Here is a 26,376-nt window from a genome sequence, read left to right on the forward strand (position 1 = left end):
ATCTACCGGGGATGCGATGTGCCGATCATCGCGGATGCCCATCCACGCATGGCGTGGATCTACCGGGGATGCGATGTGCCGATCGTGGCGGGTGTCCATCCACGCATGGCGTGGATCTACCGGGGATGCGATGTGCCGATCATCGCGGATGCCCATCCACGCATGGCGTGGATCTACCGGGGATGCGATGTGCTGATCGTGGCGGGTTTCCATCCACGCGTGGCGTGGATCTACCGGGGATGCGATGCGATGCCTCGGCCGGATGCAGTAGATCCACGCCATACGTGGATGACACACACCTGGTAGCGCCGGGCCGTGCCCGGCGAACGCCCTGCCCGGTCAGTCGACCAGGCGCAGGCGCAGTTCCTTCGGCAGCGCGAACACCATCGATTCCGGCTCGCCGTCCAGCTCGCCCACGCCGTTGGCGCCCAGCTCGGCCAGGCGGGCCAGCACGCCATCCACCAGCACCTGCGGTGCCGAGGCACCGGCAGTCACGCCGATGTGCTGCTTGCCTTCCACCCAACGCGGGTCGATCTCGTGCGCGCCGTCGATCAGGTAGCTCTCCACGCCTTCGCGGCGGGCCAGCTCACTCAGGCGGTTGGAATTGGAGCTGTTCGGCGAACCCACCACCAGCACCAGGTCGCAGCGCTTGGCCAGGTCGCGCACGGCGTCCTGGCGGTTCTGCGTGGCGTAGCAGATGTCGTCGTTCTTCGGCCCCTGCATCTCCGGGAACCGCTCGCGCAGTGCATCGATGATGCCGCGCGTGTCATCCACCGACAGCGTGGTCTGGGTGGTGTAGGCGAAGTTCGTCGGCTGGTTGATCACCAGCGTGGAAACCTGCTCCACGTCCTCGACCAGGTAGATCTGGCCGACACCGGCTTCGCGGTTCCACTGGCCCATCGTACCTTCCACTTCGGGATGGCCGGCGTGGCCGATCAGCACCACGTCACGGCCGGCACGGCAGTGGCGGGCCACTTCGAAGTGGACCTTGGTCACCAGCGGGCAGGTGGCGTCGAACACCTTCAGGCCACGGCGATCGGCTTCCTGGCGCACGGCCTGGGAGACGCCGTGCGCGCTGAAGATGACCGTGTTGTTGTCCGGCACTTCATCGAGTTCTTCGACGAAGATCGCGCCGCGCTGCTTCAGGTCGTCGACCACGAAGCGGTTGTGCACCACTTCATGGCGGACATAGATGGGCGCGCCCAGCGTTTCGATCGCGCGCTTGACGATCTCGATCGCACGATCGACACCGGCACAGAAACCACGCGGGTTGGCGAGCAGCACATCCATCAGTTCAGTCTCCCGGCAGCGGCCGGCTTACGGTTTCGGGGAGGCATTATCCGCCTTTTTGGCGGACTTGCCGTCGAACAGGCCAAACAGGGCGATGCCCACGGCACCGACCACGATGGCCGAATCGGCCACGTTGAAGGCCGGCCAGACGTGGTCACCGATATACCACTGGATGAAATCGACCACGTGACCGTGCACCTGGCGGTCGATCACGTTGCCGATGGCACCGCCGATGATCAGCGCGTACGGCACCGCTGCCTTCCAGTTGCCACGGGCGGTGGCACGCAGCCACCACGCCATCAGCGCGCTGATGGCGATGGCCAGCACGGTGAAGAAGTGCTTCTGCCAGCCGCCGGCGTCGCTCAGGAAACTGAACGCCGCACCGGTGTTGTAGGTGCGGTACCAGTTCCAGAAGCCGTCGATGACCACCACCGGCTGGAACTCCGGCAGGCTCGACAGCACCCAGGCCTTGGACCACTGGTCCAGGCCGATGATGGCGGCCGAGAGCAGCAGCCAGATGAGTGCGTTCGGATGCGGACGGGGCGCGGCCATCAGAACCAGCTCCGCACTTCACCGGCACCGGTGATGTTGCCGGCGCAGCGGCCGCACAGTTCCGGGTGGTCGGCGTTGCTGCCGACGTCGGCGCGGTGGTGCCAGCAGCGCACGCACTTGGTCTTCTGGGTCGGCTGGGCGCTGACGAACACCTCGTCGGGGGTCGCCGGGCGCACGTGCACGTCGCCGCTGATGAACAGGAAACGCAGTTCATCGGCCAGCGGCTGCCACTTCGCGGCCTGCTCTTCGCTGGCGGCGATGGTGATCTCCGCTTCCAGCGCGGCACCGATGGCACCGTTGGCGCGCATCGGCTCGAGCACCTTGGCCACCTGCTCGCGCACGGCCAGCAGCTGGTCGAAATCAGTGGCGTTGAGCTGGGCATCGGCCGGCAGCGGCGCCAGGCCGTCGTACCAGGTGGTGAACAGCACGTGCCCGGCGCGCTCGCCCGGCAGGTAACCCCACAGCTCGTCGGCGGTGAAGGTCAGGATCGGCGCGATCCAGCGGGTGAACGCTTCGGCGATGTGGTACATCGCGCTCTGTGCCGAACGACGACCGTGCGAATCGGTCGGCATCGTGTACAGGCGGTCCTTGGTCACGTCCAGGTACAGCGAACCCAGGTCCACGCTGCAGAAGTTCAGCAGCAGCTGGACGATCTCGGCCATGTTGTAGCTGTCGAACGCGGCCTTGATCTTTTCCTGCAGTTCCCAGGCGCGATGCACGATCCAGCGGTCCAGCGCGACCATCTCATTCAGCGGGCGCAGGTGCTGGGCCGGATCGAAACCGTCCAGGTTGCCCAGCAGGAAGCGCGCGGTGTTGCGCAGGCGGCGGTAGGCATCGGCGTTGCGCTTGAGGATTTCCTGCGACAGCGACATCTCGTTGCTGTAGTCGGCCGAGGCGATCCACAGGCGCAGGATGTCCGCGCCCAGCTTGTTCATGATGTCCTGCGGCTCGATGCCGTTGCCCAGCGACTTGGACATCTTGCGGCCGTGCTCGTCCACGGTGAAGCCGTGGGTGAGGCACTGCTTGTACGGCGCGCGCTGGTCGATGGCCACGCCGGTCAGCAGCGAGGACTGGAACCAGCCACGGTGCTGGTCCGAACCTTCCAGGTACAGGTCGGCCGGCTTGCCGAAGCCACGCGCGGCCAGCACGCCTTCATGGGTGACGCCCGAATCGAACCAGACGTCGAGGATGTCGGTGACCTTCTCGTAGTCGGCCGCTTCGGCGCCCAGCAGTTCTGCGGCGTCCAGCGAGTACCACACATCGATGCCCTCGGCTTCGACGCGGTCGGCGACCTGCTGCATCAGCTCCACCGTGCGCGGGTGGATCTCGCCGGTCTGGCGATGGGTGAACAGTGCGATCGGCACGCCCCAGGTGCGCTGGCGCGAGATGGTCCAGTCCGGGCGGCCGTCGACCATGCTCTGGATGCGCGCCTTGCCCCAGCTCGGGAACCAGCCCACGGTATCGATGGCGGCCAGCGCATCGTTGCGCAGGTTGGCCTTGTCCATCGAGATGAACCACTGCGGGGTGGCGCGGAACACCACCGGCGTCTTGTGGCGCCAGCAGTGCGGGTAGCTGTGGCGGATCGGGTGGAAGGCCAGCAGCGAACCGTTCTCGCGCAGCACGCCGACGATGGCGTCCTGCGCCTTCCACAGGTGCTGGCCAGCCAGCACCACGTCACCGGCCGGCGGGGTCGATTCCAGGTACACGCCACGGCCGTCGACCGGGGTTATCTGGCCGGCGTTGTACTTGTCCAGCAGGCCGTATTTCTGGCTGACCACGTAGTCTTCCTGGCCGTGGCCGGGGGCGGTGTGCACCGCACCGGTACCATCCTCGTCGGACACGTGCTCGCCGTTGAGCACCAGGATCTCGCGCTCCGGGTAGAACGGGTGCGCCAGCAGCTGGTTTTCCAGCGCCGCGCCGGTGGTTTCACCGTGCAGCACCACGTTTTCGACGCCATAGCGCTGCAGGGCGCGCTCGGCCAGGGCGGCGGCCAGCACCAGCCAACGGCGCTTGCCGTTGTGCGCGGGGCCTTCGGCCAGCACGTAGCGGATCTCCGCGCCCAGCGACACGGCCAGCGAAGCCGGCAGCGTCCACGGGGTGGTGGTCCAGATCGGCACGGCCACTTCGACGTCGCCCGGCAGGCTCACGCCGAAGGCCTGGGCCACGGCCTGTGCATCGCGCGCGGCGTAGGCCACGTCGATCGCGGGCGATTCCTTTTCCTGGTATTCGATTTCCGCCTCGGCCAGCGCCGAGCCGCAGTCGAAGCACCAGTAGACCGGCTTGGCGCCACGCACCAGGTGGCCGTTGGCCACGACCTTGGCCAGCGCACGGATCTCGTTGGCTTCGAAATCGAAGCTCAGGGTCTTGTACGGGTTGTCCCAGTCACCGGTCACGCCCAGGCGCTTGAAATCGGCGCGCTGGATGTTGATCTGCTCTTCGGCGAACTCGCGGCACTTCTGCCGGAATTCGACGGCGTCGAGCTTCACCCCGACCTTGCCCCACTTCTTTTCCACCGCGATCTCGATCGGCAGGCCGTGGCAATCCCAGCCCGGCACGTAGGGCGCATCGAAGCCGGCCAGGTAGCGCGACTTGACGATGATGTCCTTGAGGATCTTGTTGACCGCGTGGCCCAGGTGGATGCGGCCGTTGGCGTACGGCGGGCCGTCATGCAGCACGAACAGCGGGCGGCCGGCGGCGTTGACACGCAGCCGCTGGTAGAGCCCCTGCTCTTCCCACCGCGCCAGAATGCCCGGCTCGCGCTTGGGCAGGTCGCCGCGCATCGGGAATTCGGTGGCTGGCAGGTTCAGGGTGGTCTTGTAGTCCTGGCTCACGCAGTGGCTCGCAATCTATGTTCGGAAAGGATGGTGCGCGCCTGGTCGGCGTCGCGGTGCATCTGGTCGGTCAGTGCCGCCAGATCATTGAATTTCTCTTCGTCGCGCAGCTTGGCGACGAATTCCACTTCGATGTGTCGACCGTACAGGTCGCCCTGGAAATCGAACAGGTGGGCTTCCAGCAGCGGCTCCACGCCTTCCACCGTCGGCCGGGTACCGAAGCTGGACACCGACGGCCACGGCTGGTCGAACACGCCGTGCACCCAGGTAGCGTAGATGCCCGACAGCGCCGGCGTCTTCGGGAAGCGCAGGTTGGCGGTGGGGAAGCCCAGCGTGCGGCCCAGCTGGCGCCCACGCACCACCCGCCCGCTGATCGCGTAGGGGCGACCGAGCAGATCGTTGGCATGGGTGAAATCGCCCGCCTGCAGCAGCTGGCGGATGCGGGTGCTGGAGATGCGATCGCCGTGCAGGTCGACGGCTTCGATCTCGCCAGCGGTGAAGCCGAGCTCACCGCCCATTGCCTGCAGCAGGGCCAGGTCGCCGCGGCGGCGGTTGCCGAAGCAGAACTCCGGGCCGATCCACACTTCGCGCGCGCCCAGGCGCTGCGCCAGCAGCTTATGAACGAAGTCTTCGGCCGGCATGGCGGCCATCGCCGCGTCGAAACGCAGCAGGCCGATCGCATCCACGCCCAGTTCGCGCAGGATCTCGACCTTGCTGCGGGCCAGGGTCAGCCGCGGCGGCGGCGTGCCCTGGGCAAAGAATTCACGCGGCAGCGGCTCGAACGCCACGGCCACCGCGGCCACGCCCAAGGCGCGCGCGCGGGCGACCGCGTGGCGGACCAGCGCACGATGCCCCAGGTGGAGGCCGTCGAATGCACCGATACAGACCACGCTTCCGTTGGGGAACAGCTCCCCGCCCTCGACGCTTCTGAACAGCCTGCTCATCAACTCTCGTTCCGGCCCACCCGGGGCCGCCGCTTCAATGGTGTAACCCTGAAGTATAGCCGCCGTGGGCCACGATCAATGCCCGCGCAGGTCGCGGGGGCGGAAGCCCATCGCCAGCATGGCCACCCCGTAGGTGGCGCCGCCGCCGCCGACCAGCAGCGCCAGGGCGCCGATCCGCTCCCACACGCCCATGGCCGAGAAGGCCGGCAGCCAGTGCAGCAGGGCCAGCAGCACGCCGACCATGGCCACGCAGGCCACCAGCAGGCGCACCAGGTAGCCGCCCCAGCCCGGCCGGCGCTGGTAGACATCGGTCTTGCCCAGCCAGTACCAGAGCAGGCCCAGGTTCAGGTAGCTGGACAGCGCGCTGGCAATGCCCAGCGCCAGATGCAGGCCCGGCTGCTTGCCGATGGCCGCCATCACGCCCTGCGCCTTCAGCTCGTCGGGCACCATCACCTGGTACAGCACGGCCAGCAGGACGAAGTTGAAGACCATGTTGGCCACCAGCGCAGCCACACCCGCGCGCACCGGGGTCCGGGTGTCCTGGCGGGCATAGAACGCCGGCAGCACCACCTTCAACAGGGCGAATGCCGGCAGGCCGAAGCTCAGGCCGTACACCGACAGCGCGGTCATGCGGGTATCGAAGGCGCTGAACTGGCCGTGCTGGAAAATGGTGGCGATCAGCGGCTCGGCCAGGAACAGAAGGCCCAGCATGGCCGGCACCGAGATCAGCAGGGTCATCCGCAGGCCCCAGTCCAGCGAGCGCGAGAAGCCTTCACGGTCGGTACTGACGTGGTGGCGGGCCAGCGCCGGCAGGATCACCGTGCCCAGGGCCACGCCGAACACGCCCAGCGGCAGCTCCAGGAAGCGGTCGGCCAGCGACAGCCACGACTGCGAGCCATCGGTCAGCTTGGCGGCGATGACCGTATCCAGCAGCAGGTTGATCTGCGCCACCGACGAGCCGAACAGGGTCGGCACCATCAGCGTCATCACCTTGCGCACGCCCGGGTGGTGCCAGCCCCAGCGCGGCAGGGTCAGCAGGTTGATGCCCTTCAGCGAGGGCAGCTGGAACAGCAGCTGCAGGATGCCGGCGGCCAGTACCGCCCAGCCCAGCGCCAGGATCTGCTTTTCCGGGGTGCCGCCCAGCCGCGGCGCCAGCCACAGTGCGCCGGCGATCATGCACAGGTTGAGGATGACCGGGGTCAGTGCCGGCATGGCGAAGCGCTGGAAGCTGTTGAGCGCGCCACCGGCCAGGGCGGTGAGCGAGACGAACAGCAGGAACGGGAAGGTCAGGCGGAACAGGTCGACCAGCAGGCCCTGCTTGACCGGGTCGGTATCAACACCGCTTGAGAAGACCGAGGCCAGCTGCGGCGCGAAGATCAGCGCCACGGCGGTCACCAGCATGAGGATGCCGCCCAGGGTGCCGGCCGTGCGCGCCATCAGTTCGCGCAGTTCGGCATGGCTGCGGGTTTCTTTCACTTCCGTGAACACCGGCACGAAAGCGGTCGCGAACGAGCCCTCGGCGAACAAACGGCGCAGGAAATTGGGTACCCTGAAGGCGACCCAGAAAGCATCAGTGATGGCGTTGGTGCCGAACGTGGTGGTCACCACGAAGTCCCGGACAAGTCCGAGAACGCGCGAGACCATGGTCATGCTGCTGAACGACAGCAGGCCCCGCAACAACTTGGGTGAACTCACTCAGCGTCCCTCTTGACAATCGACTTGACGTGCATTTCTTACGCCATCATACTAGCTAGCTTGCTGTTCCCATAACACCGATTTTTTCAGGAAACCACCACCGTGGCCAATATCAAGTCCGCCAAGAAGCGCGCCAAGCAGACCGTCGTGCGCAACGCGCGCAACGTGGCTCAGCGCTCGATGCTGCGCACCGCTGTCAAGAAAGTGATCAAGGCGCTGGACGCCAACGATGCCGCCGGCGCCCAAGCCGCCTTCGCCGTTGCCCAGCCGATCCTGGATCGTTTCAGCGCGCGTGGCCTGATCCACAAGAACAAGGCCGCTCGTCATAAGAGCCGCCTGAACGACCGCATCAAGGCCCTCAAGGCCGCCTGATCCGGCGTTGCCGCCCTGCCCTTCGGGGTCGGGTCGGGCAGCAGACAAAAGCCCGGCCCCGGCCGGGTTTTTTGTTGCCTGCGATTTGGTAGTGCCGGGCGCTGGCCGGCAACCCCGGGGTATGCCGGCCAGCGGCCGGCACTACCGGAAAATGAAAAACCCGGCCGAAGCCGGGTTTTTCGTGCGGAACCACAACACCATCACTGCGCGTTGCGGGCTTCCAGCTCGTCTTCCTTCTGGCGATCGAAGAACGCCATGACCCGGCTCATGATCGGGAAGGTGCCTTCGCGGCCCAGCGCCGACACCAGGAACCACGGCTCCTTCCAGCCCAGCTCGGCGACGATCTGCTCGGCCGCGGCCTTGGCCTCGTCCTCGAACATCAGGTCAGCCTTGTTCAGCACCAGCCAGCGCGGCTTCTGCAGCAGCTCCGGGTCGTGCTTTTCCAGTTCGCGCTCGATGGCACGCACCTGCTCGACCGGGGAAATGCCTTCCACGCCGCCTTCCATGGGGGAGATATCCACCAGGTGCAGCAGCAGGCGGGTGCGCTGCAGGTGGCGCAGGAACTGCGCGCCCAGGCCGGCACCGTCGGCCGCGCCCTCGATCAGGCCCGGAATGTCGGCGATGACGAAGCTGCGGTAGTTTTCCACCTTCACCACACCCAGGTTCGGGTACAGCGTGGTGAACGGGTAATCGGCCACTTTAGGCGTTGCCGCCGAAACGGCACGGATCAGGGTGCTCTTGCCGGCGTTGGGGAAGCCCAGCAGGCCGACGTCGGCCAGCAGCTTCAGCTCCAGCTTCAGCGTGCGCTCTTCGCCCGGCTCGCCCGGCAGCGCCTGGCGCGGCGAGCGGTTGGTCGAGCTCTTGAAGTGCATGTTGCCCAGGCCACCACGGCCGCCCTGCGCCACCAGCAGGCGGTCGCCATGCTGGGTCAGGTCGCCGATGATTTCGTCGGTGGCCACGTTGATGATCACGGTGCCGACCGGCACGGTGATGGTCAGGTCTTCGCCGCCCTTGCCATAGGCCTGGCGGCCCATGCCGTTCTCGCCGCGCTGCGCCTTGAAGATGCGGTCATGGCGGAAGTCGACCAGGGTGTTCAGGTTTTCGTCGGCGCGGATGTACACGCTGCCGCCCGCACCGCCGTCGCCGCCGTCCGGGCCGCCGAGCGGAATGAACTTCTCGCGACGGAAGCCAATGCAGCCGTTGCCGCCGTTGCCGGCGAACACTTCGATTTCTGCTTCGTCTACCAGTTTCATTGTTTCGATGCCTGCGATGGGCGCGGCCTGCGTGCCGCCGCCTTGCTTGAATGTCGGGCCGTGCCCGTTGTACCACTGATTCCAACGAAAAGCCCCGCCGAAGCGGGGCTCTTCATGCAGCGTGCGATTCGACCAGCAAGGCCATGCCGGGGCATGGCCGCCAGCCAAGCCTTATCAGGCTTCGACCGACACGACGCTGACGGTGCGGCGCTTCTTGGCGCCCTTCACCGAGAACTCCACCTTGCCGTCCACGAGGGCGAACAGGGTGTGGTCGCGGCCGAGGCCGACGCCCGAACCCGGGTGGAACTGGGTGCCGCGCTGGCGCACGATGATGTTGCCGGCTTCAATGGCCTGGCCACCGAAGATCTTGACGCCCAGGTACTTCGGGTTGGAGTCGCGACCGTTGCGCGAAGAGCCTACGCCTTTTTTATGTGCCATGACCTATCTCCTTACTTGCTGCCACCGGCAATGCCGGTGATCTCGATTTCGGTGTAGTACTGACGGTGACCCTGACGCTTCATGTGGTGCTTGCGGCGACGGAACTTGATGATCCGGACCTTGTCAGCACGACCCTGGGACAGGACGGTAGCGGTGACCGCTGCGCCGCTCAGGGCGTCGCCGATCTTGATGCCATCGCTGTCGCCGAGCAGCAGGATGTTGTCGAACTTGATCTCGCTGCCGACTTCGACTTCGAGCTTTTCAATGCGGAGCTTTTCGCCCTGCGCCACGCGGTATTGCTTACCGCCGGTGACCAGTACTGCGTACATGACCAGACTTCCTCTGTAGTTATTGTGGTCTATGGACTGTCGCCATCGAGGGCGGACAGGAGCGGGATTGTACGCAGATCAATGCGGCGGGGTCAAGTCAACCCCTGAACGGCCCGGCAGGGAGGCCCAGTAGAGCCGGGCCATGCTCGGCTGAACGGTTCGGGGTGCAGGCAGCCGAGCCTGGCTCGGCTCTACACAAAGCTGTCGGCCTGTCTCACAGGGTGAGACACCGGGCTGGCATTGTCGCCCATTGCCCCCATCTGGTCACCTCGGTAGGCTGACCGATTGCCGTCCCCCTGCTGGCCCGGCACCCAGCCAACGCCCCCCATAACCGGATCCCCCATGGCGATGGATTTCATCCGCATCCGCGGCGCGCGGACGCACAACCTCAAGAACATCGACCTCGACCTGCCCCGCGACAAGCTGATCGTGATCACCGGCCTGTCCGGCTCGGGCAAGTCCTCGCTGGCGTTCGACACCATCTATGCAGAAGGCCAGCGCCGCTACGTCGAGTCGCTCTCGGCCTATGCACGGCAGTTCCTGAGCGTGATGGAAAAGCCGGACCTGGACCACATCGAGGGCCTGTCCCCGGCCATCTCGATCGAGCAGAAGTCGACCTCGCACAACCCGCGTTCGACCGTCGGCACGATCACCGAGATCTACGACTACCTGCGCCTGCTGTACGCCCGCGTCGGCACCCCGCGCTGCCCGGACCACGGCTACCCACTGGAAGCACAGACCGTCAGCCAGATGGTGGACCAGGTGCTGACCCTGGACCCGGAACAGCGCTACATGCTGCTGGCCCCGGTCATCCGCGACCGCAAGGGCGAGCATGCGCAGGTCTTCGACCAGCTGCGTGCACAGGGCTTCGTGCGCGTGCGGGTGGACGGCGAGCTGTATGAAATCGACGCGGTGCCGCCGCTGGCGCTGCGCCAGAAGCACACCATCGAAGCGGTGATCGACCGTTTCCGCCCGCGCGAGGACATCAAGCAGCGCCTGGCCGAGAGCTTCGAGACCGCGCTGAAGCTGGGCGACGGCATGGCCTCGGTGCAGAGCCTGGACAACGCCGAAACCGCGCCGACCCTGTTCTCCTCCAAGTATTCCTGCCCGGTCTGCGATTACTCGCTGCCCGAGCTGGAACCGCGCCTGTTCTCCTTCAACGCGCCGATGGGCGCCTGCCCCGGCTGCGATGGCCTGGGCATGGCCGAGTTCTTCGACCCGGCGCGCGTGGTGGTGCACCCGGAACTGTCGCTGGCCGCCGGTGCGGTGCGCGGCTGGGACCGCCGCAATGCCTACTACTTCCAGCTGATCGCCTCGCTGGCCAAGCACTACAAGTTCGACGTCGATGCGTCGTGGAACTCGCTGCCGGCCAACGTGCAGCAGGCCGTGCTGTACGGCAGCGGCGATGATGCGATCACCTTCACCTACTTCACCGAGGCCGGTGGCCGCACCCAGCGCAAGCACCGCTTCGAGGGCATCATTCCCAACCTGGAGCGCCGCTACAAGGAAACCGAATCGGCGGCGGTGCAGGAAGAACTGGGCAAGTACATCAGCGAACACGCCTGCCCCGAATGCAAGGGTGCGCGCCTGAACAAGGCCGCGCGCAACGTGTTCGTGGCCGACCGCCCGCTGCCGGACCTGGTGGTGCTGCCGATCGACGAAGCACTGAAGTTCTTCAGCGAACTGAGCCTGCCGGGCTGGCGCGGCGAGATCGCCTCAAAGATCGTCAAGGAAATCGGCGAGCGCCTCGGCTTCCTGGTCGACGTCGGCCTGGATTACCTGACCCTGGAGCGCAAGGCCGACACGCTGTCCGGTGGCGAAGCGCAGCGCATCCGCCTGGCCAGCCAGATCGGCGCCGGCCTGGTCGGCGTGATGTACGTGCTCGACGAGCCGTCCATCGGCCTGCACCAGCGCGACAACGAACGCCTGCTGGGCACCCTCACCCGCCTGCGCGACCTCGGCAACACGGTCATCGTGGTCGAGCATGACGAGGATGCGATCCGCCTGGCCGACTACGTGCTGGACATCGGCCCGGGCGCGGGCGTGCATGGCGGCGAGATCGTCGGCCAGGGCACCCTGCAGGACATCCTGGATGCACCGCGCTCGCTGACCGGCCAGTACCTGTCGGGCAAGCGCGCGATCGAGATCCCGGCGCGCCGGCACAAGCCGAACCCGAAGATGACCCTGCACCTGCGCGGTGCCAGCGGCAACAACCTGAAGGGCGTGGACCTGGCGATTCCGTCGGGTCTGCTGACCTGCGTGACCGGCGTGTCCGGCTCGGGCAAGTCGACCCTGATCAACGACACCCTGTTCTCGCTGGCCGCCAACGAGATCAACGGCTCCTCGCACCCGATCGCCCCGTACAAGGAGATCGACGGCCTGGACCTGTTCGACAAGGTGGTGGACATCGACCAGTCGCCGATCGGCCGCACCCCGCGCTCGAACCCGGCCACCTACACCGGCCTGTTCACGCCGCTGCGCGAGCTGTTCGCGCAGGTGCCCGAAGCACGTGCGCGCGGCTATTCGCCGGGCCGCTTCAGCTTCAACGTGCGCGGCGGGCGCTGCGAGGCCTGCCAGGGCGATGGCCTGATCAAGGTCGAGATGCACTTCCTGCCGGATGTGTACGTGCCCTGCGACGTCTGCCACGGCAAGCGCTACAACCGCGAAACGCTGGAGATCCTGTACAAGGGCTACAACATCAACGACGTGCTGGAAATGACCGTCGAAGATGCGCTGAAGCTGTTCGAGCCCGTGCCGTCCATCGCCCGCAAGCTGGAAACGCTGGTGGACGTGGGCCTGAGCTACATCAAGCTGGGCCAGAGCGCGACCACGCTGTCCGGTGGTGAAGCGCAGCGCGTGAAGCTGTCCAAGGAACTGTCGCGCCGCGATACCGGCCGCACCCTGTACATCCTCGACGAGCCGACCACCGGCCTGCACTTCCACGACATCGAAGCGCTGCTGGGCGTGCTGCACAAGCTGCGCGACGAAGGCAACACGGTGGTGGTGATCGAGCACAACCTGGACGTCATCAAGACCGCCGACTGGATCGTCGACCTGGGCCCGGAAGGCGGCCACCGCGGTGGCACCATCCTGGTGACCGGCACGCCGGAAGACGTGGCGGCCTGCCAGCAGTCGTACACCGGCCAGTTCCTCGCCCGCATGCTGCCCTCCACCAGCGCGCGCCCGGAACGACCGGCCGCCGTGGCCAACAAGCCCGACGCCCGCCCGCCGCGCAAGGTGAAGCCTGAAAAGCCCACCAAGGTGGCGAAGAAGGCCGTGGCCGCCAAGAGCACCGGCAAGGCCAGCAAGAGCACGACGAAGAAGAAGGACGCCTGATGAGCAGCGAACACAAGATCCTGGCCCGCATCCCGATCAGCGTGCGCTGGCGTGACATGGACAGCATGGGCCACGTCAACAACGCCAAGTACATTTCCTACCTGGAAGAAGCGCGCGTGCGCTGGATGCTGGGCGTGGAAGGCGTGTCGATGACCGACCGCATCGCACCGGTGGTGGCCGCGACCAACGTCAACTACCGCCTGCCGATCGTGTGGCCCAACGACATCCTGGTCGAGCTGTTCGTCGAGCGCCTGGGCAACAGCAGCGTGACCATCGGCCACCGCATCGTCGACCAGCAGGATGATGCGAAGCTGTACTCGGATGGCAACGTGGTGGTGGTCTGGATGGACACCCAGACCGGCAAGAGCGCGCCGCTGCCGGACGCGATCCGCAGCGCCTCTACCTGATTCGCTTCTTGTAGAGGCCGACCTTGGTCGGCGTTTGGTTCGCCGGGCATGGCCCGGCGCTACCGTTGAAATTCAAAGGACTGGGATGATCCACCGCACCGAACTGCGCGACCTGCTGCCCGGCATGGTCCCCTTCCCCGCCGACGTCTTCCCCGCCGACCAGGCCTGGCTCGGCCAGCACCTGCTGCCGCTGCTGAAGATCGACCTGGGCGTGCTGCGCCCGGAGCTGGCCGGCCAGATGGCAACCCTGCTGTGCCCGATCGAACCCTATGAAGGCTGTATCGGTGACGACACCACCGCGCACCACAACGCGTTCACCGGCATCAACTGGATCGCCTTCGAGCTGACCGCGGACAACCGCATGCGCTTCCTCGGCACGCAGGAATACTTCCTGGGCGAAGCCGTGGATGGCGAGGAGGCCCGCGCCCACATCGTGGAAATGCGCGAGAGCCATGCCAAGGCGCGTGCGCATTTCCAGCAGCACGGGCGCCTGGCCAGCTGCTCGCGCTACGGCGAGGGCGAACTGGACGAACAGGCATGGCTGCAGCAACTGGGCGGCCCGATCTGGTTTGGCAACTGGTCCGACTACTCCCCACTGCCTGCGGCATTCCAGCTGCGGGATCTGGCGGGCTACCGGCAGCGTGGCAGCCTGCGTTTCCGCAATGACAGCAGCCACCTGCCTGACGATGGCCTGCAGCTGACCCGCGACGGCCATGCGTTCTTCCACGTGGCCAGCGTGCCGGCCAGCCACTGGGTCGCGGCCGGTGCCGATGCGATCATGATGTTCTACGAACCACACAGCCGCACGGTCCTGTTTACGTTCGACTGGTCGTAAACCCCCGCCGGGCATGGCCCGGCGCTACCCAGGCATGATCGCCGGACCATCACCGGTAGCGCCGGGCTATGCCCGGCGAAACGAGCGACGTGTTACGGCGCGGCCTTGCGCACCGCCAACGTCGCGCTGGCCTCGCCACCGCCCTCCAGCTGCAGCTGCAGCGGCACGGCCTCGCCTTCCTTCAACGCACCCTTGCCCTCCATCAGCATCAGGTGCAGGCCACCGGGCTTGAGCTCGGCGCGGGCGCCCGGCGCCAGCGGCAGGCGCTCGACCGCGCGCATGCGGCTGACCCCATCGACGATCGTGGTTTCGTGCAGCGACACGTCAGCGAAGCGGGCACTGCGTGCACCGGTGATGGCCACCGCTTTCGCGCAGCCGTTGTGGATCACGCCGTAGCCGGCGGTCATCGGCATGGCCGGGTTGGGTGGCAGGCGTGCCCAGCCCTGCTGCACGGTGACGCAGGCTGGCACGGCGCTCGCCGCCGATGCTGCACCCGCACACAGCAGCCACAATACGCCAACGAATGGTTTGGTTATCATCGCCTCAGATTCCTGTCCGCAACGAGACCGCAGCATGACGACGCTCATCGAGGTGATCAACCATGGCCCCATCCGCGAACTGCGCCTGGCGCGGCCACCGGTCAATGCACTGGACACCGAACTGTGCCGCCAGCTGATCCACGCCGTCGAACTGGCCATGGCCGAGGACGTGCACGGCATCGTGCTGTCGGGCAGCGAGCGCATCTTCACCGGCGGCATGGACGTGCCGCACCTGCTCTCCCACGGCGATGACAAGCACAAGCTGCTGGACAGCTGGAACGCCTTCTTCGGCGCGGTGCGTACCGTGGCCGAGAGCCGCATCCCGGTGGTGGCGGCACTCACCGGCCATGCGCCGGCCGGCGGCTGCGTGCTGGCGCTGTGCTGCGATTACCGGGTGATGGCGCACAGTGCCGATCCGGCCCGCCCGTATGCCATCGGCCTGAACGAGGTGCAGGTGGGCCTGGTGGCGCCGGAAGGCATCCAGCGCCTGCTGCGCCGCGCCGTGGGCGTGCACCGCTCCGGCATCCTGCTCAGCACCGGCGCGCTGGTGCCGGCCGAACAGGCGCTGCAGATCGGCCTGGTGGATGAACTGGCCGAGGGCGACCTGGTGGTGGCACGCGCCATCGCCTGGCTGCAGAACCTGCTCAGGCAGCCGCGCCAGCCGATGCTGCTGACCCGCGCCATCGCCCGTGCCGACCTGCACGAGGCGCTGCACCCGGACCTGATCCAGCTGGACCGCTTCGTCGAAGCCTGGTTTGCACCGGATGCGCAGAACGCCCTGCAGGCGCTGGTGGCCCGGCTGGGCAAGTAAACGGTAGTGCTGGCCGCTGGCCGGCAGCCGCAGGCACCCCAGAGGATCACGAGGCTGCCGGCCAGCGGCCGGCACTACCGATGATGGGCCACCCCTGACCGGTATAATCGAGCCTTCTTCATTGCTGTGGCCGCCCCCTTGAACGACACGCCCGAACCCGTCGTCTCCGAGCTGATCGACCTGCTCACCCTGGAGCGGCTGGAGGACAACCTGTTCCGCGGGCAGAGCCGCGACATCGGCACCAAGTACGTGTTTGGCGGCCAGGTGCTGGGCCAGGCGCTGGCGGCGGCACAGGCCACGGTCGACAACGGTCGCCACGTGCATTCGCTGCACGCCTATTTCCTGCGTGCCGGCAACATCGACCACCCGATCGTCTATGACGTGGACCGCACCCGTGATGGCGGCAGCTTCTCCGTGCGCCGGGTCACCGCGATCCAGCACGGCAAGGTGATCTTCTTCTGCGCGGCCTCGTTCCAGCAGGCCGAAACCGGTGCCCAGCACCAGCACAAGATGCCCGAGGTGCCGCAGCCGGAAGACATCGAGCCGAACCGCCCGCTGCCGGCCGAGGTGCTGGAGCGGCTGCCGATCAAGGTGCAGCGCTGGCTCTCGCGTGGTGGCCCGTTCGAGTTCCGCCACGTGTACCCGCGCGACGAACTGAACCCGCCCAAGCGCCCGCCTTACCACCAGGTCTGGCTGCGCCTGAGCGAACCGGTGGGCGATGCGCCCGAGCTGCACCAGGCCCTGCTGGCCTATGCCTCGGATTTCCACCTGCTGGGCACGGCCACCTTCCCGCACGGCATCAGCTACTACCACCCGCACGTGCAGATGGCCTCGCTCGACCACGCGATCTGGTTCCACCGCCCGTTCCGCGCCGACGACTGGCTGCTGTATTCGCTGGACAGCCCCAGCGCGCAGGATTCGCGCGGCCTGGCCCGCGGCCAGTTCTTCACCCGTGACGGCGTGCTGGTGGCCAGCACCGCCCAGGAAGGCCTGATCCGCGTGGTGCCGGACCAGGATGCCGCCGCCGCCGTGCCGGCCAAGGAGTAAGCAATGCGCCAGATTTTCAGCAGCCAACGCGTGGAAACCGTCGAGGGCGTGGCCGAGCTGCTGCGCAGCCACGACATCGAAGTGAAGGTCACCAACGGCCGCTCGTACAAGACCCGCCGCCGTGGCCAGTTCAGCTATACCGATTTGGGCAACAGCCAGGGCTACCCGGCGGTGTGGATCGTGCGTGCCGATGACCAGCCGCGTGCGCGCGAGATCCTGCGCGACGCACGCCTGCTCGACACCACCCGCCGCGACCACCCCACGGCCGAGTTCGCCTTCCGCGATACCGCCGAGACCTCGGGCAGTGGCCGCGGCTGGGCCTGGCGCATCCGCATCGCCCTGCTGGTGGTGATCGCCGGCGTGGCGCTGGTGATCGGCCTGCGCCACCGCGGCGCCCCGGCCCCGGCTGCCCCGGCCCCGGCCCCGCAGGTGCAGCCACAGCCGGCACCCACCGCCCCGCAGGCTGAACCGGAAGAAGAAGAAATCCGCGTCCGCATCCAGCCGTCAACCTGACGACGGGTAGTGCCGGCCGCTGGCCGGCAACGCAGACCCGATGAAGGTGCCGGCCAGCGGCCGGCACTACCGGATCACGAGCGGTCACAAACTGCACGCAGCGCCGTCTTGGGACACAATCCCAGCAGGAGCTGCCGCCATGACGACCTTCGCTGCAACGATCGACGAGACGCTGGAACGCGAGCTGCCGGCTGCCAGTGATGGCTGCCAGCAGGCGTATGGGCGCATCGTGCTGGCCTGCCAGAACACGGTGACCGCCATCGCCCTGGCCATCACCCGCGACCGCCACGCCAGCGAGGACATCGCCCAGGAGGCCTTCGTCAAAGGCTGGCAGCAGCTGCACCGGCTGCGCAGTTCCACCAGCTTCCTGCCGTGGCTGCGGCAGATCACCCGCAATCTGGCCCGCGACTGGCTGCGCGCGCAGCGCGGCCGCCCGCTGACCGGCGACGCCGCCGACGTCGCCCTGGGCATGGCCGCCGACCCCGCGCCCGGCGCCGCCGACCGCCTGCAGCGGCTGGAAGAAGAAGTGGCCGCCGAGGACATCATCTCCGCCCTGCCCACCGACAGCCGCGAAGTGCTGCTGCTCTACTACCGCGAGGGCCAGCGTTCGCAGCAGGTGGCCGACCTGCTGGGCCTGAGCGACGCGGCCGTGCGCAAGCGCCTGTCACGTGCCCGCGCGCAGGTACGCGACGGCCTGCTGCAGCGCTTCGGCGAATTCGCACGCAGCAGTGCGCCGAGCGCCGCCTTCGCGACGACGGTCGTCTCGATGGTGCTGATCGCCGCGCCCGGTACGGCCAGCGCGGCGATACTGCTGGGTACCGGCGTGGGCGTGGGTGGCAGCAAGCTGGGCCTGGGCGGTGTCAGCGCCGCCGGTGGTACCGCGCTGGGCTCGCTGACGGCCGCCATCGGCGAGAGCCCGCTGGTCGGCAGCGGCTTCAACGCTGGCCTGGTGGTCGGCGGGGTGATCGGCGGCTTCGTTGGCTGCTATCTCGGCGGGCGCTACCTGCTGCGCTTCACCGAAACGGCGATCGAACAGGCGCAGATCATGCGCTTCGTGCGCTACAGCACCTTCACCGCGATGGGCACCTGCCTGGCGGTACTGCTCGGCGAAATGCTGAAGGCGCCGACGTGGGTGATGACCTCGTCGCTGCTGCTGGGCATGGGCGTGGTCAGCTACCAGTGCCTGGGGCCGCTGCAGCGGATCATGGCGCCACTGATCGCCCGCGACAACGCGCGACGCGGACGCACGGGCCGCAACTGGGTGTACGAATCCATGTACGGGCGATCGGCGATCATCAGTTGCTGCGTGTTGATGCTGCTGGTCGTCGCCGGCGTGCACTGGCTGGAATCGCTGGCCTGACCCGCAAACAAACATCGCCGGCATGATGCCGGCGATGCAGGTTCCTGGGGTGCGTGCGATCAGTTGCGCGGCGACTTCGGTGCGTTGCCATCACGCGGGCCGCCGTGGCGCGGGCCGCCGTGCATCAGGCCCTTGGCAGCATCGAACTCGGCCTTGCTCAACTGGCCATCCTTGTTGGTATCAGCCGCAGCGAACCAGGCATCACGATGCTGCTTCATGCGCAGCTCGCGGTCGGCCTTGTCCAGGTAGCCGTCCTTGTTGACGTCCATCTGGTCGAAACGCGCCGCCAGGCGCGGGTCGGCCTTGGCTTCCTCGCGGCTGATGCGGCCGTCCTTGTTCACGTCCAGCTTGGCCATCCAGGCGCCATGGCCACCGCGACGGCCATGCTTCCAGCGCGGCAGCTCGTCACGCGACAGCTTGCCATCCTTGTTCTTGTCCAGCGCGTCGAACTTCGCGGCCAGGCGCGGGTTGGCGGCAGCTTCGCTGCGGTCGATGACGCCATCGCCATTGGTGTCCAGCGTGGCATGGCGCTGCGCCGGGGCATTGGCCGTGGCCGGGGTATCGGCGGCCAGGGCGATGCCGGTGGCGGAGGTGCCCAGCAGCAGGGCCAGCAGCAGGGGGGTACGGATCATGGAGTCACTCCTGGTAGGGGGATTGCGGTGTTGCGTCGAGGCGATCACTTCACCCTCGGGGGACAACAACGCCTGGCCGCGGCATCGGTTGACGCAGACGCCGGTTCCGTTCATCCGGCGGACAGTCGCGGCCATTGCGACACGCTGGGGCTATGCTGTGCCCATGGCGATCCACGGCGACAGAGACGACGAACTGAGACTGTTCCAGACCGGCGAGCACCCCTGCGGGTACTGGTCGGACCGCGTTGCGCGCGATCTGGTGCTCGATCCGCAGGACCGCCGCCTGGGCGGGCTGTACCCGCTGGCCCTGAGCTGGGGCTTCCGCCGCAGTGGTGACCTGGTCTATCGCCCGCACTGCGCGCAGTGCCATGCCTGCGTGGCCGTGCGCATCCCGGTGGCGCGCTTTGCCGCCGACCGCAGCCAGCGCCGCTGCGCCGCGCGCAATGCCGACCTGGAGGTGCGCATCACCGCCGCCATGCCGCGCCAGGACCTGTTCGACCTCTACCACCGCTACCTGACCCACCGCCATGCCAACGGCGGCATGGATGACCACGGTCCGCACGAGTTCGAGCAGTTCCTGATCGGCAGCTGGTCGCACACCCGCTTCCTGGAAATGCGCCTGCCCGGCCACGACGGCCAGCCCAGCCAGCTGCTGGGGGTGGCGGTGACCGACGTGACCGAGCACGGCCTGTCGGCGGTCTACACCTTCTTCGACCCGGACCATGCCGCCCGCGGCCTGGGCACCTTCGCCATCCTGCAGCAGATCGAGTGGGCCCGCCGCGAGGGCCTGCCGCACCTCTATCTCGGCTACTGGATCCGCGACCACCAGAAGATGGACTACAAGCGCCGCTACCGCCCGCTGGAGGCCTACGACGGCCGCCGATGGCATGATTTCGACAGCGAACTGGACGGACGCTGACAAACCGCTGACACCGGGCCGGGTGCACAATACGGCCCATGAACATCACCCGCCGCCATCCCCTGATCCTCGCCCTGGCCCTGCTCTGCGGCGCCAGCGCCCCCGCCTACGCCAAGTCCCCTGCGATGACCGAAAAGCCGTCCTCGACGCTGCGCCTGGCCACCTACAACACCTCGCTGTATTCGGATGATGCCGGCGGCCTGATCAAGGAACTGGAAGGCGACAGCGAGCACGCGCGCAAGATCGCTGCGGTGCTGCAGCAGGTGCGCCCGGACCTGGTGCTGCTGAACGAGTTCGACTTCGACGACGCGCACCGCGCCGCCGACCTGTTCCAGAAGCGCTACCTGGAAGTGGCCCAGCCCGGTGGCGGCAAGCCGCTGCACTTCGCCTACCGCTATCTGGCGCCGGTCAACACCGGCGTGCCCAGCGGCCTGGACCTGGACGGCAACGGCGTGGTGGGCGGCGAAGGCCGCAGCCGTGGCAACGATGCCTGGGGCTACGGCCTGCACCCGGGCCAGTACGGCATGCTGGTGCTGTCGCGCTACCCGATCGACGAAGCCAAGGTGCGCAGCTTCCAGCTGCTGAAGTGGAGCACGATGCCCGGCGCGATCCGCCCGGTCGACCCGCGCACCGGCAAGAGCTTCTACAACGACCAGGTGTGGTCGCAGCTGCGCCTGTCCTCGAAGTCGCATTGGGACGTGCCGGTGAAGACCCCCGCCGGCGTGGTCCACGCCCTGGTCTCGCACCCGACCCCGCCGGTGTTCGATGGCCCGGAAAAGCGCAATGCCGCGCGCAACCACGACGAACTGCGCCTGTGGCAGGAATACCTGTCGGCCGGCGACAAGCCCTGGCTGTGCGATGACAAGGGCCACTGCGGCGGCCTGGCCCAGGATGCGCGCTTCGTGATCTTCGGCGATCTGAACAACGATCCGGTGGATGGCGACGGTCGCCACGACGCCATCGTCAACCTGATCGAAAATGCGCGCGTGCTGCGCTACCCCACCCCGCGCAGCGTCGGCGGCGAGCAGACCAGCCTGGCCTATGCGGCCAAGGGCATCGTGCGCAAGGGTGCGCCGTTCCATGCCACCGGCGATTTCGGCCCGAAGTCCGGCACGATGCGCCTGGACTACGTGCTGCCCTCGACCGGCTTCGAGTACGTCGGCAGCGGCGTGTTCTGGCCGGCCAATGAAAGCCCGGAAGCGAAGATCGCCGACGGCAGCGACCACCACCTGGTGTGGGTGGACGTGCGGTAACGGAGAATGTACCGACCAACGGTCGGTACCCACCGGGATGAAGAGTACCGACCAACGGTCGGTACCCACCGGGATGCGGCCGCCGGGCATGGCCCGGCGCTACCGCCTGCCTGGGATGATGTAGAGCCGAGCCCATGCTCGGCTGCTCCCTCGCCCCTTTCCCGGTTCTGCTAGATTGCCGGTAAAAGGACACGATGCCGGGGGTGGGCAGTGCACAGGAACGTGGTACTCATTCTTGCGGTGTTCAGTACTGTCGCCGTGGCGTGCTGCGTGGAGCCGGTGCTGATGCAACTGGCGCCCTTGGTCGTGATCGGATTGATACCGGCTGGCGTCGCTTGCTGGAAGGGCTACGCCGACCGCTTCGGCACCTGGTGGATGTATGGATCGGTGCTGTGGGCGGTGGCCATGATCCACGTGACCGTGCTGCCCTGGCGCCATCGCTGAGCGCTACCGTCTGCTGAGGATGTTGTAGAGCCGAGCGTAGGCTCGGCTCTACAGACGGTTCGCGCCGGGCATGGCCCGGCGCCACCGTTTTACGGGCGCAGTTCAACGCCGATGGCTTCGGCAGCATCACGCGCGATCGAACGCGCTTCGTCGATGCTTTCTGCGCGCGCCAGGGTCACGCCCACGCGGCGGTGGCCGTGCACGCTCGGCTTGCCGAACAGGCGCACGGCGGTATCCGGCACCTGCAGCGCGGCGGCCACGTTGTTGAAGTACGGCACGCCCTCGCCATGCGCCAGCAGCGCGCACGAGGCCGACGGGCCGCTCTGGCGGATCACCGGAATCGGCAGGCCAAGGATGGCGCGCGCATGCAGGGCGAATTCGCTCAGTTCCTGCGAGACCAGGGTCACCAGGCCGGTGTCGTGCGGGCGCGGCGACACTTCGCTGAACCACACCTCGTCGCCCTTCACGAACAGCTCCACGCCGAACAGGCCCCAGCCACCGAGGTCGTCAGTGATCGCACGCGAGATTTCTTCGGCACGCGCCAGCGCGGCGCTGGACATCGGCTGCGGCTGCCAGCTTTCGCGGTAGTCGCCGTCCTTCTGCAGATGGCCGATCGGCGCGCAGAACGAGGTGCCGCCGGCGTGGCGCACGGTCAGCAGGGTGATCTCGTAATCGAAGTCGATGAAGCCTTCGACGATGCAGCGGCCGGCACCGGCGCGGCCACCGGTCTGCGCGTAGTCCCACGCCGGGGCGATGTCCGCCTCGCTGCGCAGGGTGCTCTGGCCCTTGCCCGAGGAGGACATCACCGGCTTGACCACGCACGGCAGGCCGATGGCGGCCACGGCGGCGCGGTATTCGGCTTCGGTATCGACGAAGCGGTACGGCGAGGTCGGCAGGCCCAGGGTTTCGGCGGCCAGGCGGCGGATGCCTTCACGGTCCATGGTCAGGCGTGCCGCGCGCGCGGTCGGGATCACCCGCAGGCCCTGCTCCTGTTCCAGCTGGACCAGGGTCTCGGTGTGGATGGCTTCGATTTCCGGCACCACCAGGTGCGGCTGCTCCTGGGCGATCAGCGCGCGCAGTGCCATCGCATCGAGCATGTCGATCACGTGCGAGCGGTGCGCGACCTGCATCGCCGGCGCATCGGCGTAGCGGTCGGCGGCAATCACTTCCACGCCCAGGCGCTGCAGTTCGATGGCCACTTCCTTGCCAAGTTCGCCCGAACCCAGCAGCAGCACGCGGGTAGCGGAGGGGGACAACGGGGTTCCAAGCTTGGCCATGGCGGGGGTCCGGCAGCGATGTGAAGGCGGGTGGGCATTCTAGCCGGTCTACCCCCGGCCAGCCGACGAACGGCACTTGCGGACTGATATCAATTTGATATCTTTTCATCGAACCCTCAAGGACGTACCGCCATGAAAGAGAAGTCGCTCTCCTCCCCCAACGGCCTGGGCATGCTGGCCCTCGCCCTGCTGGTCGTACTGGCAGGCGGCGCGCTGTTCGTGCTCGGCATCGCGGCCAAGGCCAGCACCGGCTCGCCCAACCTGGTGATGCTGTTCGGCGGGCTGCTGATCGGCGCGCTGGCGCTGTTCGCCATGGCCGGCCTGTACACCGTGCAGCCCAACCAGGCCGCCGTGCTGAGCCTGTTCGGCAAGTACGTGGGGACCGTCAAGGACAACGGCCTGCGCTGGAACAACCCCTTCTACAGCAAGCGCCGGGTCAGCCAGCGCGTGCGCAACTTCGAAAGCGGCAAGCTGAAGGTCAACGAGCTCGACGGCAGCCCGATCGAGATCGCTGCGGTGATCGTCTGGCAGGTGATCGATGCCTCCGAGGCGGTCTACAACGTGGACGACTACGAAAGCTTCGTGCACATCCAGTCCGAATCGGCGCTGCGCGCGATGGCCACCAGCTATCCCTACGACCAGCATGAAGAAGGACAGCTGGCCCTGCGCAGCCACGCCAGCGAGATTTCCCTGCACCTGAAGAACGAGCTGGCCGAGCGCCTGGCCGATGCCGGCGTGCAGGTGATCGACGCGCGCATCAGCCACCTCGCCTATGCCGCCGAAATCGCCCAGGCGATGCTGCAGCGCCAGCAGGCCAACGCGGTGATCGCCGCCCGCACCCGCATCGTCGCCGGCGCGGTGGGCATGGTTGAGATGGCCCTGGCCGAACTGCAGAAGAACGGCGTTGTGCAGCTGGATGAGGAGCGCAAGGCACACATGGTCAGCAACCTGTTGACCGTGCTGTGCTCGGACCGTGGCACCCAGCCGATCGTCAACGCTGGTTCGCTGTACTGAACCTCGCAACGGGGCGCCCCACCGCCCCGCCAGGAGCTTGCATGAGTGAGAAGAAAGCCTATCCGCTGCGTATCAACGCCGATGTCCTGGCCGCCGCGCAGCGCTGGGCTGACGACGAGTTGCGCAGCCTCAACGCGCAGATCGAATACGTGCTGCGCGACGCCCTGCGCAAGGCAGGACGCCTGCCGAAACCCAAGCCATCGTCGGAGGACAAGGAATGAGCAAGCGTTGGAGCTACCTGACTGTCGAAGTCAAAACGTCGCTGATGGGCCTGCAGAAGCCGGAGGACATCCAGGCTGAGCTGAACCGCCAGGGCCAGCTCGGCTGGGAACTGGTCAACATCATCATCCCGGCGCCGATGCGCCCGGCCATGCTGGTCTTCAAGAAGGAGCAGTGACCATGCGCCTGCGCCCCACCCTGTTCGCCGTCGCACTGGCCGCCTTCAGCGGCGGTGCCCTGGCCGCCGAGCCGCAGCAGGTCGCCACGCAGCTGCTGGACCACCTGCAGGCCGGGCGCATCGCCGAGGCCGAAGCGATGTTCACCCCGAAGATGGCCAGCGCCGTGCCGGCCGAAAAGCTGCAGGGGCTGTGGCAGTCGCTGGGTGAACTGAAGCAGCGTGGCACCGCCCACAGCAGCGAACAGCAGGGCGTGCACCTGGTGGAAGTGCCGCTGCAGTTCGCCAGCGGCGCAGTGATCGCGCAGGTGGCGGTGGATGCGCAGGACAAGGTGGCCGGCCTGCTGCTGCGCCCTGCCCCGGCAGCCAAGGCCGCGCCGTCACCGGCCGACGCGAACTACAGCGAGGCGGATTTCAGTGTGCCGCAGGCGCGCGGCGCATTGCCGGGCACGCTGGCCCTGCCCAAGGGCAAGGGCCCGTTCCCGGCGGTGGTACTGGTGCATGGCTCGGGCCCGCAGGACCGTGACGAAACCATCGGTGCCAGCCGCCCGTTCCTGGACATCGCCCGCGGCCTGGCCGCACAGGGCATCGCGGTGCTGCGCTACGACAAGCGCACCTTTGCCCGCCCGCAGGATTTCCGCGGCGGCAACTTCACCGTCGATGATGAAACCACCGACGACGCCGTCGCGGCCCTTGCCGCACTCGCCGCCGATCCGCGCATCGATGGCCGCCGTGTCTTCGTGCTCGGCCACAGCCAGGGCGGCATGCTCGCCCCGCGCATCGCCAGCCGCTGGCCGCAGGCGCGTGGCGCGATCCTGTGGGCGGCACCGGCACGCACCCTGCTGGATCTGCTGCCCGAGCAGAACCGCTATCTGCTCGGCCTGGACGGTGACATCAGCGCGCCGGAACAGGCGTTCCTGGACCGGCTCGATGCGCAGATCGCCGCTGCCCGTGGCAGTGCACCGGTCGCCGCCAGCGAACTGCCGCTGGGCGTGCCGCAGACGTTCTGGAAGAGCATCGAAGCGGTCGACGCACGTGGCGATGCCAAGGCGCTGCACACGCCCCTGCTGATGCTGCACGGTGGCCGCGATTTCCAGGTGCCCGACGCCGATTGGCAGCTGTGGAAGCAGGCGCTGCAGGGCCGCAGGGATGTGCAGTGGCAGGCCTACCCGGCCCTGAACCATATCGGCGTGGCCGGCAGTGGCCCCAGCTCGCTGAAGGAATACGCGCAGCCGGGGCACGTCGACACGGCCCTGATTGCCGACGTGGCGCGCTGGGTGGAGGCGCAGCGATGAGCGGCAGCGACCCACGCACGTTCGACGTTGCCGAGAGTTCGCCGCTGCGCGTGCTGTGGATCCTCGGTCCGGTGCTGGTGGTCTTTGCCCTCTGTGTCTGGGCCGAACTGAAAGACGCACCCGCCGATGCGCCGTGGATGGAGATCACCCTGTCGCCACCGTTCTTCCGGATGTGGGGCAGCGCCGCCTGGAGCCTGGCGACGCTGGTGCTGATCGGCGCCGGCCTGGGCACCATGTTCTTCCGCCGCCGGGTCAGCCTGGACGGGGATGTGCTGGACGTGCGCTCGACGCTATACCGGCGTCGCACGCCGGTCGCGCAGATGCAGCTGGACCAGGCCGAAGTGGTCGACCTCAGCCGTGACCGCCGCTATGGCCTGCGCCTGAAGACCAATGGCTACTCGATGCCGGGCTTCTATTCGGGGCACTTCCGACTGCAGGGAGGCAGCAAGGGCTTTGCCCTGGTCACCGATCGCCAGCACACGCTGGTGATTCCGGTGCGCGGCGGCAGCACGCTGCTGCTCAGCCTGGACCGGCCGCAGGCCCTGCTGGACGCACTGCGCAAGGTGGCTGCGACCGCGCCACCGCAGTAAGCTGCG

Annotated in this window: 28 protein-coding genes; 17 read left to right on the top strand and 11 right to left on the bottom strand. The window is 67.5% G+C overall.

Annotated features, from left to right (window positions below; genetic code table 11):
* Positions 1–306 (top strand): hypothetical protein (locus tag AC3WL7_RS08635; RefSeq protein WP_492749996.1); only part of this gene is annotated, 306 nt, incomplete at its 5' end.
* Between the two features lie 33 nt (positions 307–339).
* On the opposite strand, the gene ispH is transcribed toward AC3WL7_RS08635, so the two are convergent.
* The 5 genes from ispH to murJ all read right to left on the bottom strand — a co-directional run bounded on the left by ispH (position 340) and on the right by murJ (position 7,297).
* Positions 340–1,290, bottom strand: a complete 951-nt coding sequence (ispH, locus tag AC3WL7_RS08640) for a 4-hydroxy-3-methylbut-2-enyl diphosphate reductase (RefSeq protein WP_108746191.1) — start codon at positions 1,288–1,290, stop codon at positions 340–342.
* A 27-nt stretch (positions 1,291–1,317) separates the two neighbouring features.
* Positions 1,318–1,842: a signal peptidase II gene (gene lspA / locus AC3WL7_RS08645; protein WP_108760142.1), complete on the bottom strand. Its 525-nt coding sequence runs from the start codon at positions 1,840–1,842 to the stop codon at positions 1,318–1,320.
* Positions 1,842–4,673, bottom strand: coding sequence for an isoleucine--tRNA ligase (ileS, locus tag AC3WL7_RS08650; protein ID WP_492749997.1), 2,832 nt, complete (start codon positions 4,671–4,673; stop codon positions 1,842–1,844). The genes lspA and ileS overlap by 1 nt, the downstream gene beginning before the upstream one ends.
* The gene (locus tag AC3WL7_RS08655) at positions 4,670–5,617 is read right to left on the bottom strand and encodes a bifunctional riboflavin kinase/FAD synthetase (RefSeq protein WP_492749998.1); all 948 of its coding nucleotides are present in this window, start codon (positions 5,615–5,617) and stop codon (positions 4,670–4,672) included. The genes ileS and AC3WL7_RS08655 overlap by 4 nt, the downstream gene beginning before the upstream one ends.
* Before the next feature lie 75 nt (positions 5,618–5,692).
* A complete protein-coding gene (gene murJ, locus AC3WL7_RS08660) occupies positions 5,693–7,297 on the bottom strand; it encodes a murein biosynthesis integral membrane protein MurJ (protein WP_492750094.1) in 1,605 nt (534 codons plus the stop codon).
* Between the two features lie 117 nt (positions 7,298–7,414).
* Here murJ and rpsT point away from each other — a divergent pair, with 117 nt between their 5' ends.
* Complete coding sequence (rpsT, locus tag AC3WL7_RS08665) at positions 7,415–7,684, top strand: 30S ribosomal protein S20 (RefSeq protein ID WP_079221071.1); 270 nt, start codon at positions 7,415–7,417, stop codon at positions 7,682–7,684.
* 200 nt (positions 7,685–7,884) lie between these two features.
* Here the strand turns inward: rpsT and cgtA are convergent, their stop codons facing one another.
* From cgtA to rplU, 3 genes are all read right to left on the bottom strand, one after another.
* Positions 7,885–8,937, bottom strand: coding sequence for an Obg family GTPase CgtA (cgtA, locus tag AC3WL7_RS08670; RefSeq protein ID WP_150455923.1), 1,053 nt, complete (start codon positions 8,935–8,937; stop codon positions 7,885–7,887).
* A 174-nt stretch (positions 8,938–9,111) separates the two neighbouring features.
* On the bottom strand, positions 9,112–9,375 hold the full coding sequence (rpmA, locus tag AC3WL7_RS08675; RefSeq protein ID WP_004148333.1) for a 50S ribosomal protein L27: 264 nt from the start codon (positions 9,373–9,375) through the stop codon (positions 9,112–9,114).
* An 11-nt stretch (positions 9,376–9,386) separates the two neighbouring features.
* Positions 9,387–9,704: a 50S ribosomal protein L21 gene (gene rplU / locus AC3WL7_RS08680; protein WP_004148331.1), complete on the bottom strand. Its 318-nt coding sequence runs from the start codon at positions 9,702–9,704 to the stop codon at positions 9,387–9,389.
* Between the two features lie 342 nt (positions 9,705–10,046).
* Here rplU and uvrA point away from each other — a divergent pair, with 342 nt between their 5' ends.
* The 3 genes from uvrA (at position 10,047) to AC3WL7_RS08695 (ending at position 14,282) form a co-directional block, all read left to right on the top strand.
* The gene (uvrA, locus tag AC3WL7_RS08685) at positions 10,047–13,040 is read left to right on the top strand and encodes an excinuclease ABC subunit UvrA (RefSeq protein ID WP_492749999.1); all 2,994 of its coding nucleotides are present in this window, start codon (positions 10,047–10,049) and stop codon (positions 13,038–13,040) included.
* Entirely contained in the window at positions 13,040–13,447 is a 408-nt protein-coding gene (locus AC3WL7_RS08690) for an acyl-CoA thioesterase (RefSeq protein WP_079221068.1), read from the top strand. The genes uvrA and AC3WL7_RS08690 overlap by 1 nt, the downstream gene beginning before the upstream one ends.
* Positions 13,448–13,532: 85 nt before the next feature.
* On the top strand, positions 13,533–14,282 hold the full coding sequence (locus tag AC3WL7_RS08695; RefSeq protein WP_492750000.1) for an enolase: 750 nt from the start codon (positions 13,533–13,535) through the stop codon (positions 14,280–14,282).
* A 92-nt stretch (positions 14,283–14,374) separates the two neighbouring features.
* On the opposite strand, the gene AC3WL7_RS08700 is transcribed toward AC3WL7_RS08695, so the two are convergent.
* A complete protein-coding gene (locus AC3WL7_RS08700; RefSeq protein ID WP_200734373.1) occupies positions 14,375–14,821 on the bottom strand; it encodes a copper chaperone PCu(A)C in 447 nt (148 codons plus the stop codon).
* Between the two features lie 34 nt (positions 14,822–14,855).
* Between AC3WL7_RS08700 and AC3WL7_RS08705 the strand changes: the two genes are divergently transcribed.
* The 4 genes from AC3WL7_RS08705 to AC3WL7_RS08720 all read left to right on the top strand — a co-directional run bounded on the left by AC3WL7_RS08705 (position 14,856) and on the right by AC3WL7_RS08720 (position 18,552).
* Positions 14,856–15,632, top strand: coding sequence for an enoyl-CoA hydratase/isomerase family protein (locus AC3WL7_RS08705; RefSeq protein ID WP_492750001.1), 777 nt, complete (start codon positions 14,856–14,858; stop codon positions 15,630–15,632).
* Positions 15,633–15,758: 126 nt separating this feature from the next.
* On the top strand, positions 15,759–16,679 hold the full coding sequence (tesB, locus tag AC3WL7_RS08710; protein WP_200752761.1) for an acyl-CoA thioesterase II: 921 nt from the start codon (positions 15,759–15,761) through the stop codon (positions 16,677–16,679).
* A gap of 3 nt (positions 16,680–16,682) precedes the next feature.
* The gene (locus tag AC3WL7_RS08715) at positions 16,683–17,192 is read left to right on the top strand and encodes a pathogenicity-like protein (protein WP_108760149.1); all 510 of its coding nucleotides are present in this window, start codon (positions 16,683–16,685) and stop codon (positions 17,190–17,192) included.
* Between the two features lie 139 nt (positions 17,193–17,331).
* A complete protein-coding gene (locus AC3WL7_RS08720) occupies positions 17,332–18,552 on the top strand; it encodes an RNA polymerase sigma factor (protein WP_492750002.1) in 1,221 nt (406 codons plus the stop codon).
* Between the two features lie 59 nt (positions 18,553–18,611).
* Here AC3WL7_RS08720 and AC3WL7_RS08725 read toward each other — a convergent pair whose 3' ends face one another.
* On the bottom strand, positions 18,612–19,184 hold the full coding sequence (locus tag AC3WL7_RS08725; RefSeq protein ID WP_492750003.1) for an EF-hand domain-containing protein: 573 nt from the start codon (positions 19,182–19,184) through the stop codon (positions 18,612–18,614).
* A 163-nt stretch (positions 19,185–19,347) separates the two neighbouring features.
* Between AC3WL7_RS08725 and AC3WL7_RS08730 the strand changes: the two genes are divergently transcribed.
* The 3 genes from AC3WL7_RS08730 (at position 19,348) to AC3WL7_RS08740 (ending at position 21,800) form a co-directional block, all read left to right on the top strand.
* A complete protein-coding gene (locus AC3WL7_RS08730) occupies positions 19,348–20,103 on the top strand; it encodes an arginyltransferase (protein ID WP_079221059.1) in 756 nt (251 codons plus the stop codon).
* A 38-nt stretch (positions 20,104–20,141) separates the two neighbouring features.
* Positions 20,142–21,356 carry an endonuclease/exonuclease/phosphatase family protein gene (locus tag AC3WL7_RS08735; protein ID WP_079221058.1) on the top strand — a complete coding sequence of 405 codons (1,215 nt, stop codon included), beginning with the start codon at positions 20,142–20,144 and terminating at the stop codon, positions 21,354–21,356.
* A 285-nt stretch (positions 21,357–21,641) separates the two neighbouring features.
* The gene (locus tag AC3WL7_RS08740) at positions 21,642–21,800 is read left to right on the top strand and encodes a hypothetical protein (protein ID WP_492750004.1); all 159 of its coding nucleotides are present in this window, start codon (positions 21,642–21,644) and stop codon (positions 21,798–21,800) included.
* 89 nt (positions 21,801–21,889) lie between these two features.
* On the opposite strand, the gene purT is transcribed toward AC3WL7_RS08740, so the two are convergent.
* A complete protein-coding gene (gene purT / locus AC3WL7_RS08745; RefSeq protein WP_313141317.1) occupies positions 21,890–23,077 on the bottom strand; it encodes a formate-dependent phosphoribosylglycinamide formyltransferase in 1,188 nt (395 codons plus the stop codon).
* 132 nt (positions 23,078–23,209) lie between these two features.
* Here purT and AC3WL7_RS08750 point away from each other — a divergent pair, with 132 nt between their 5' ends.
* Genes AC3WL7_RS08750 through AC3WL7_RS08770 form a run of 5 tightly spaced genes read left to right on the top strand, consistent with a single transcriptional unit; the run spans position 23,210 to position 26,370 of the window.
* Positions 23,210–24,091, top strand: coding sequence for an SPFH domain-containing protein (locus AC3WL7_RS08750; protein WP_079221056.1), 882 nt, complete (start codon positions 23,210–23,212; stop codon positions 24,089–24,091).
* A 41-nt stretch (positions 24,092–24,132) separates the two neighbouring features.
* Positions 24,133–24,312, top strand: a complete 180-nt coding sequence (locus AC3WL7_RS08755; protein WP_079221055.1) for a type II toxin-antitoxin system antitoxin — start codon at positions 24,133–24,135, stop codon at positions 24,310–24,312.
* Positions 24,309–24,488, top strand: coding sequence for a DUF4177 domain-containing protein (locus AC3WL7_RS08760; RefSeq protein ID WP_079221054.1), 180 nt, complete (start codon positions 24,309–24,311; stop codon positions 24,486–24,488). Before AC3WL7_RS08755 ends, AC3WL7_RS08760 begins: the two co-directional genes overlap by 4 nt.
* 2 nt (positions 24,489–24,490) lie before the next feature.
* Positions 24,491–25,780, top strand: a complete 1,290-nt coding sequence (locus tag AC3WL7_RS08765; protein WP_492750005.1) for an alpha/beta hydrolase — start codon at positions 24,491–24,493, stop codon at positions 25,778–25,780.
* Entirely contained in the window at positions 25,777–26,370 is a 594-nt protein-coding gene (locus tag AC3WL7_RS08770; RefSeq protein ID WP_492750006.1) for a PH domain-containing protein, read from the top strand. Before AC3WL7_RS08765 ends, AC3WL7_RS08770 begins: the two co-directional genes overlap by 4 nt.
* Positions 26,371–26,376 lie beyond the last annotated feature (6 nt).

This window comes from Stenotrophomonas sp. FW305-3-2-15-E-LB1 (genome assembly GCF_058787375.1).

What these genes read in the sequence shown, in the direction of transcription:
- ispH (WP_108746191.1), bottom strand. Translation starts at nt 1,290, where the DNA reads ATGGATGTGCTGCTCGCCAACCCGCGTGGTTTCTGTGCCGGTGTCGAT.
- lspA (WP_108760142.1), bottom strand. Translation starts at nt 1,842, where the DNA reads ATGGCCGCGCCCCGTCCGCATCCGAACGCACTCATCTGGCTGCTGCTC.
- AC3WL7_RS08655 (WP_492749998.1), bottom strand. Translation starts at nt 5,617, where the DNA reads ATGAGCAGGCTGTTCAGAAGCGTCGAGGGCGGGGAGCTGTTCCCCAAC.
- cgtA (WP_150455923.1), bottom strand. Translation starts at nt 8,937, where the DNA reads ATGAAACTGGTAGACGAAGCAGAAATCGAAGTGTTCGCCGGCAACGGC.
- rpmA (WP_004148333.1), bottom strand. Translation starts at nt 9,375, where the DNA reads ATGGCACATAAAAAAGGCGTAGGCTCTTCGCGCAACGGTCGCGACTCC.
- rplU (WP_004148331.1), bottom strand. Translation starts at nt 9,704, where the DNA reads ATGTACGCAGTACTGGTCACCGGCGGTAAGCAATACCGCGTGGCGCAG.
- uvrA (WP_492749999.1), top strand. Translation starts at nt 10,047, where the DNA reads ATGGCGATGGATTTCATCCGCATCCGCGGCGCGCGGACGCACAACCTC.
- AC3WL7_RS08690 (WP_079221068.1), top strand. Translation starts at nt 13,040, where the DNA reads ATGAGCAGCGAACACAAGATCCTGGCCCGCATCCCGATCAGCGTGCGC.
- AC3WL7_RS08695 (WP_492750000.1), top strand. Translation starts at nt 13,533, where the DNA reads ATGATCCACCGCACCGAACTGCGCGACCTGCTGCCCGGCATGGTCCCC.
- AC3WL7_RS08700 (WP_200734373.1), bottom strand. Translation starts at nt 14,821, where the DNA reads ATGATAACCAAACCATTCGTTGGCGTATTGTGGCTGCTGTGTGCGGGT.
- AC3WL7_RS08705 (WP_492750001.1), top strand. Translation starts at nt 14,856, where the DNA reads ATGACGACGCTCATCGAGGTGATCAACCATGGCCCCATCCGCGAACTG.
- AC3WL7_RS08715 (WP_108760149.1), top strand. Translation starts at nt 16,683, where the DNA reads ATGCGCCAGATTTTCAGCAGCCAACGCGTGGAAACCGTCGAGGGCGTG.
- AC3WL7_RS08720 (WP_492750002.1), top strand. Translation starts at nt 17,332, where the DNA reads ATGACGACCTTCGCTGCAACGATCGACGAGACGCTGGAACGCGAGCTG.
- AC3WL7_RS08725 (WP_492750003.1), bottom strand. Translation starts at nt 19,184, where the DNA reads ATGATCCGTACCCCCCTGCTGCTGGCCCTGCTGCTGGGCACCTCCGCC.
- AC3WL7_RS08730 (WP_079221059.1), top strand. Translation starts at nt 19,348, where the DNA reads ATGGCGATCCACGGCGACAGAGACGACGAACTGAGACTGTTCCAGACC.
- AC3WL7_RS08735 (WP_079221058.1), top strand. Translation starts at nt 20,142, where the DNA reads ATGAACATCACCCGCCGCCATCCCCTGATCCTCGCCCTGGCCCTGCTC.
- AC3WL7_RS08740 (WP_492750004.1), top strand. Translation starts at nt 21,642, where the DNA reads ATGCAACTGGCGCCCTTGGTCGTGATCGGATTGATACCGGCTGGCGTC.
- purT (WP_313141317.1), bottom strand. Translation starts at nt 23,077, where the DNA reads ATGGCCAAGCTTGGAACCCCGTTGTCCCCCTCCGCTACCCGCGTGCTG.
- AC3WL7_RS08750 (WP_079221056.1), top strand. Translation starts at nt 23,210, where the DNA reads ATGAAAGAGAAGTCGCTCTCCTCCCCCAACGGCCTGGGCATGCTGGCC.
- AC3WL7_RS08755 (WP_079221055.1), top strand. Translation starts at nt 24,133, where the DNA reads ATGAGTGAGAAGAAAGCCTATCCGCTGCGTATCAACGCCGATGTCCTG.
- AC3WL7_RS08760 (WP_079221054.1), top strand. Translation starts at nt 24,309, where the DNA reads ATGAGCAAGCGTTGGAGCTACCTGACTGTCGAAGTCAAAACGTCGCTG.
- AC3WL7_RS08765 (WP_492750005.1), top strand. Translation starts at nt 24,491, where the DNA reads ATGCGCCTGCGCCCCACCCTGTTCGCCGTCGCACTGGCCGCCTTCAGC.
- AC3WL7_RS08770 (WP_492750006.1), top strand. Translation starts at nt 25,777, where the DNA reads ATGAGCGGCAGCGACCCACGCACGTTCGACGTTGCCGAGAGTTCGCCG.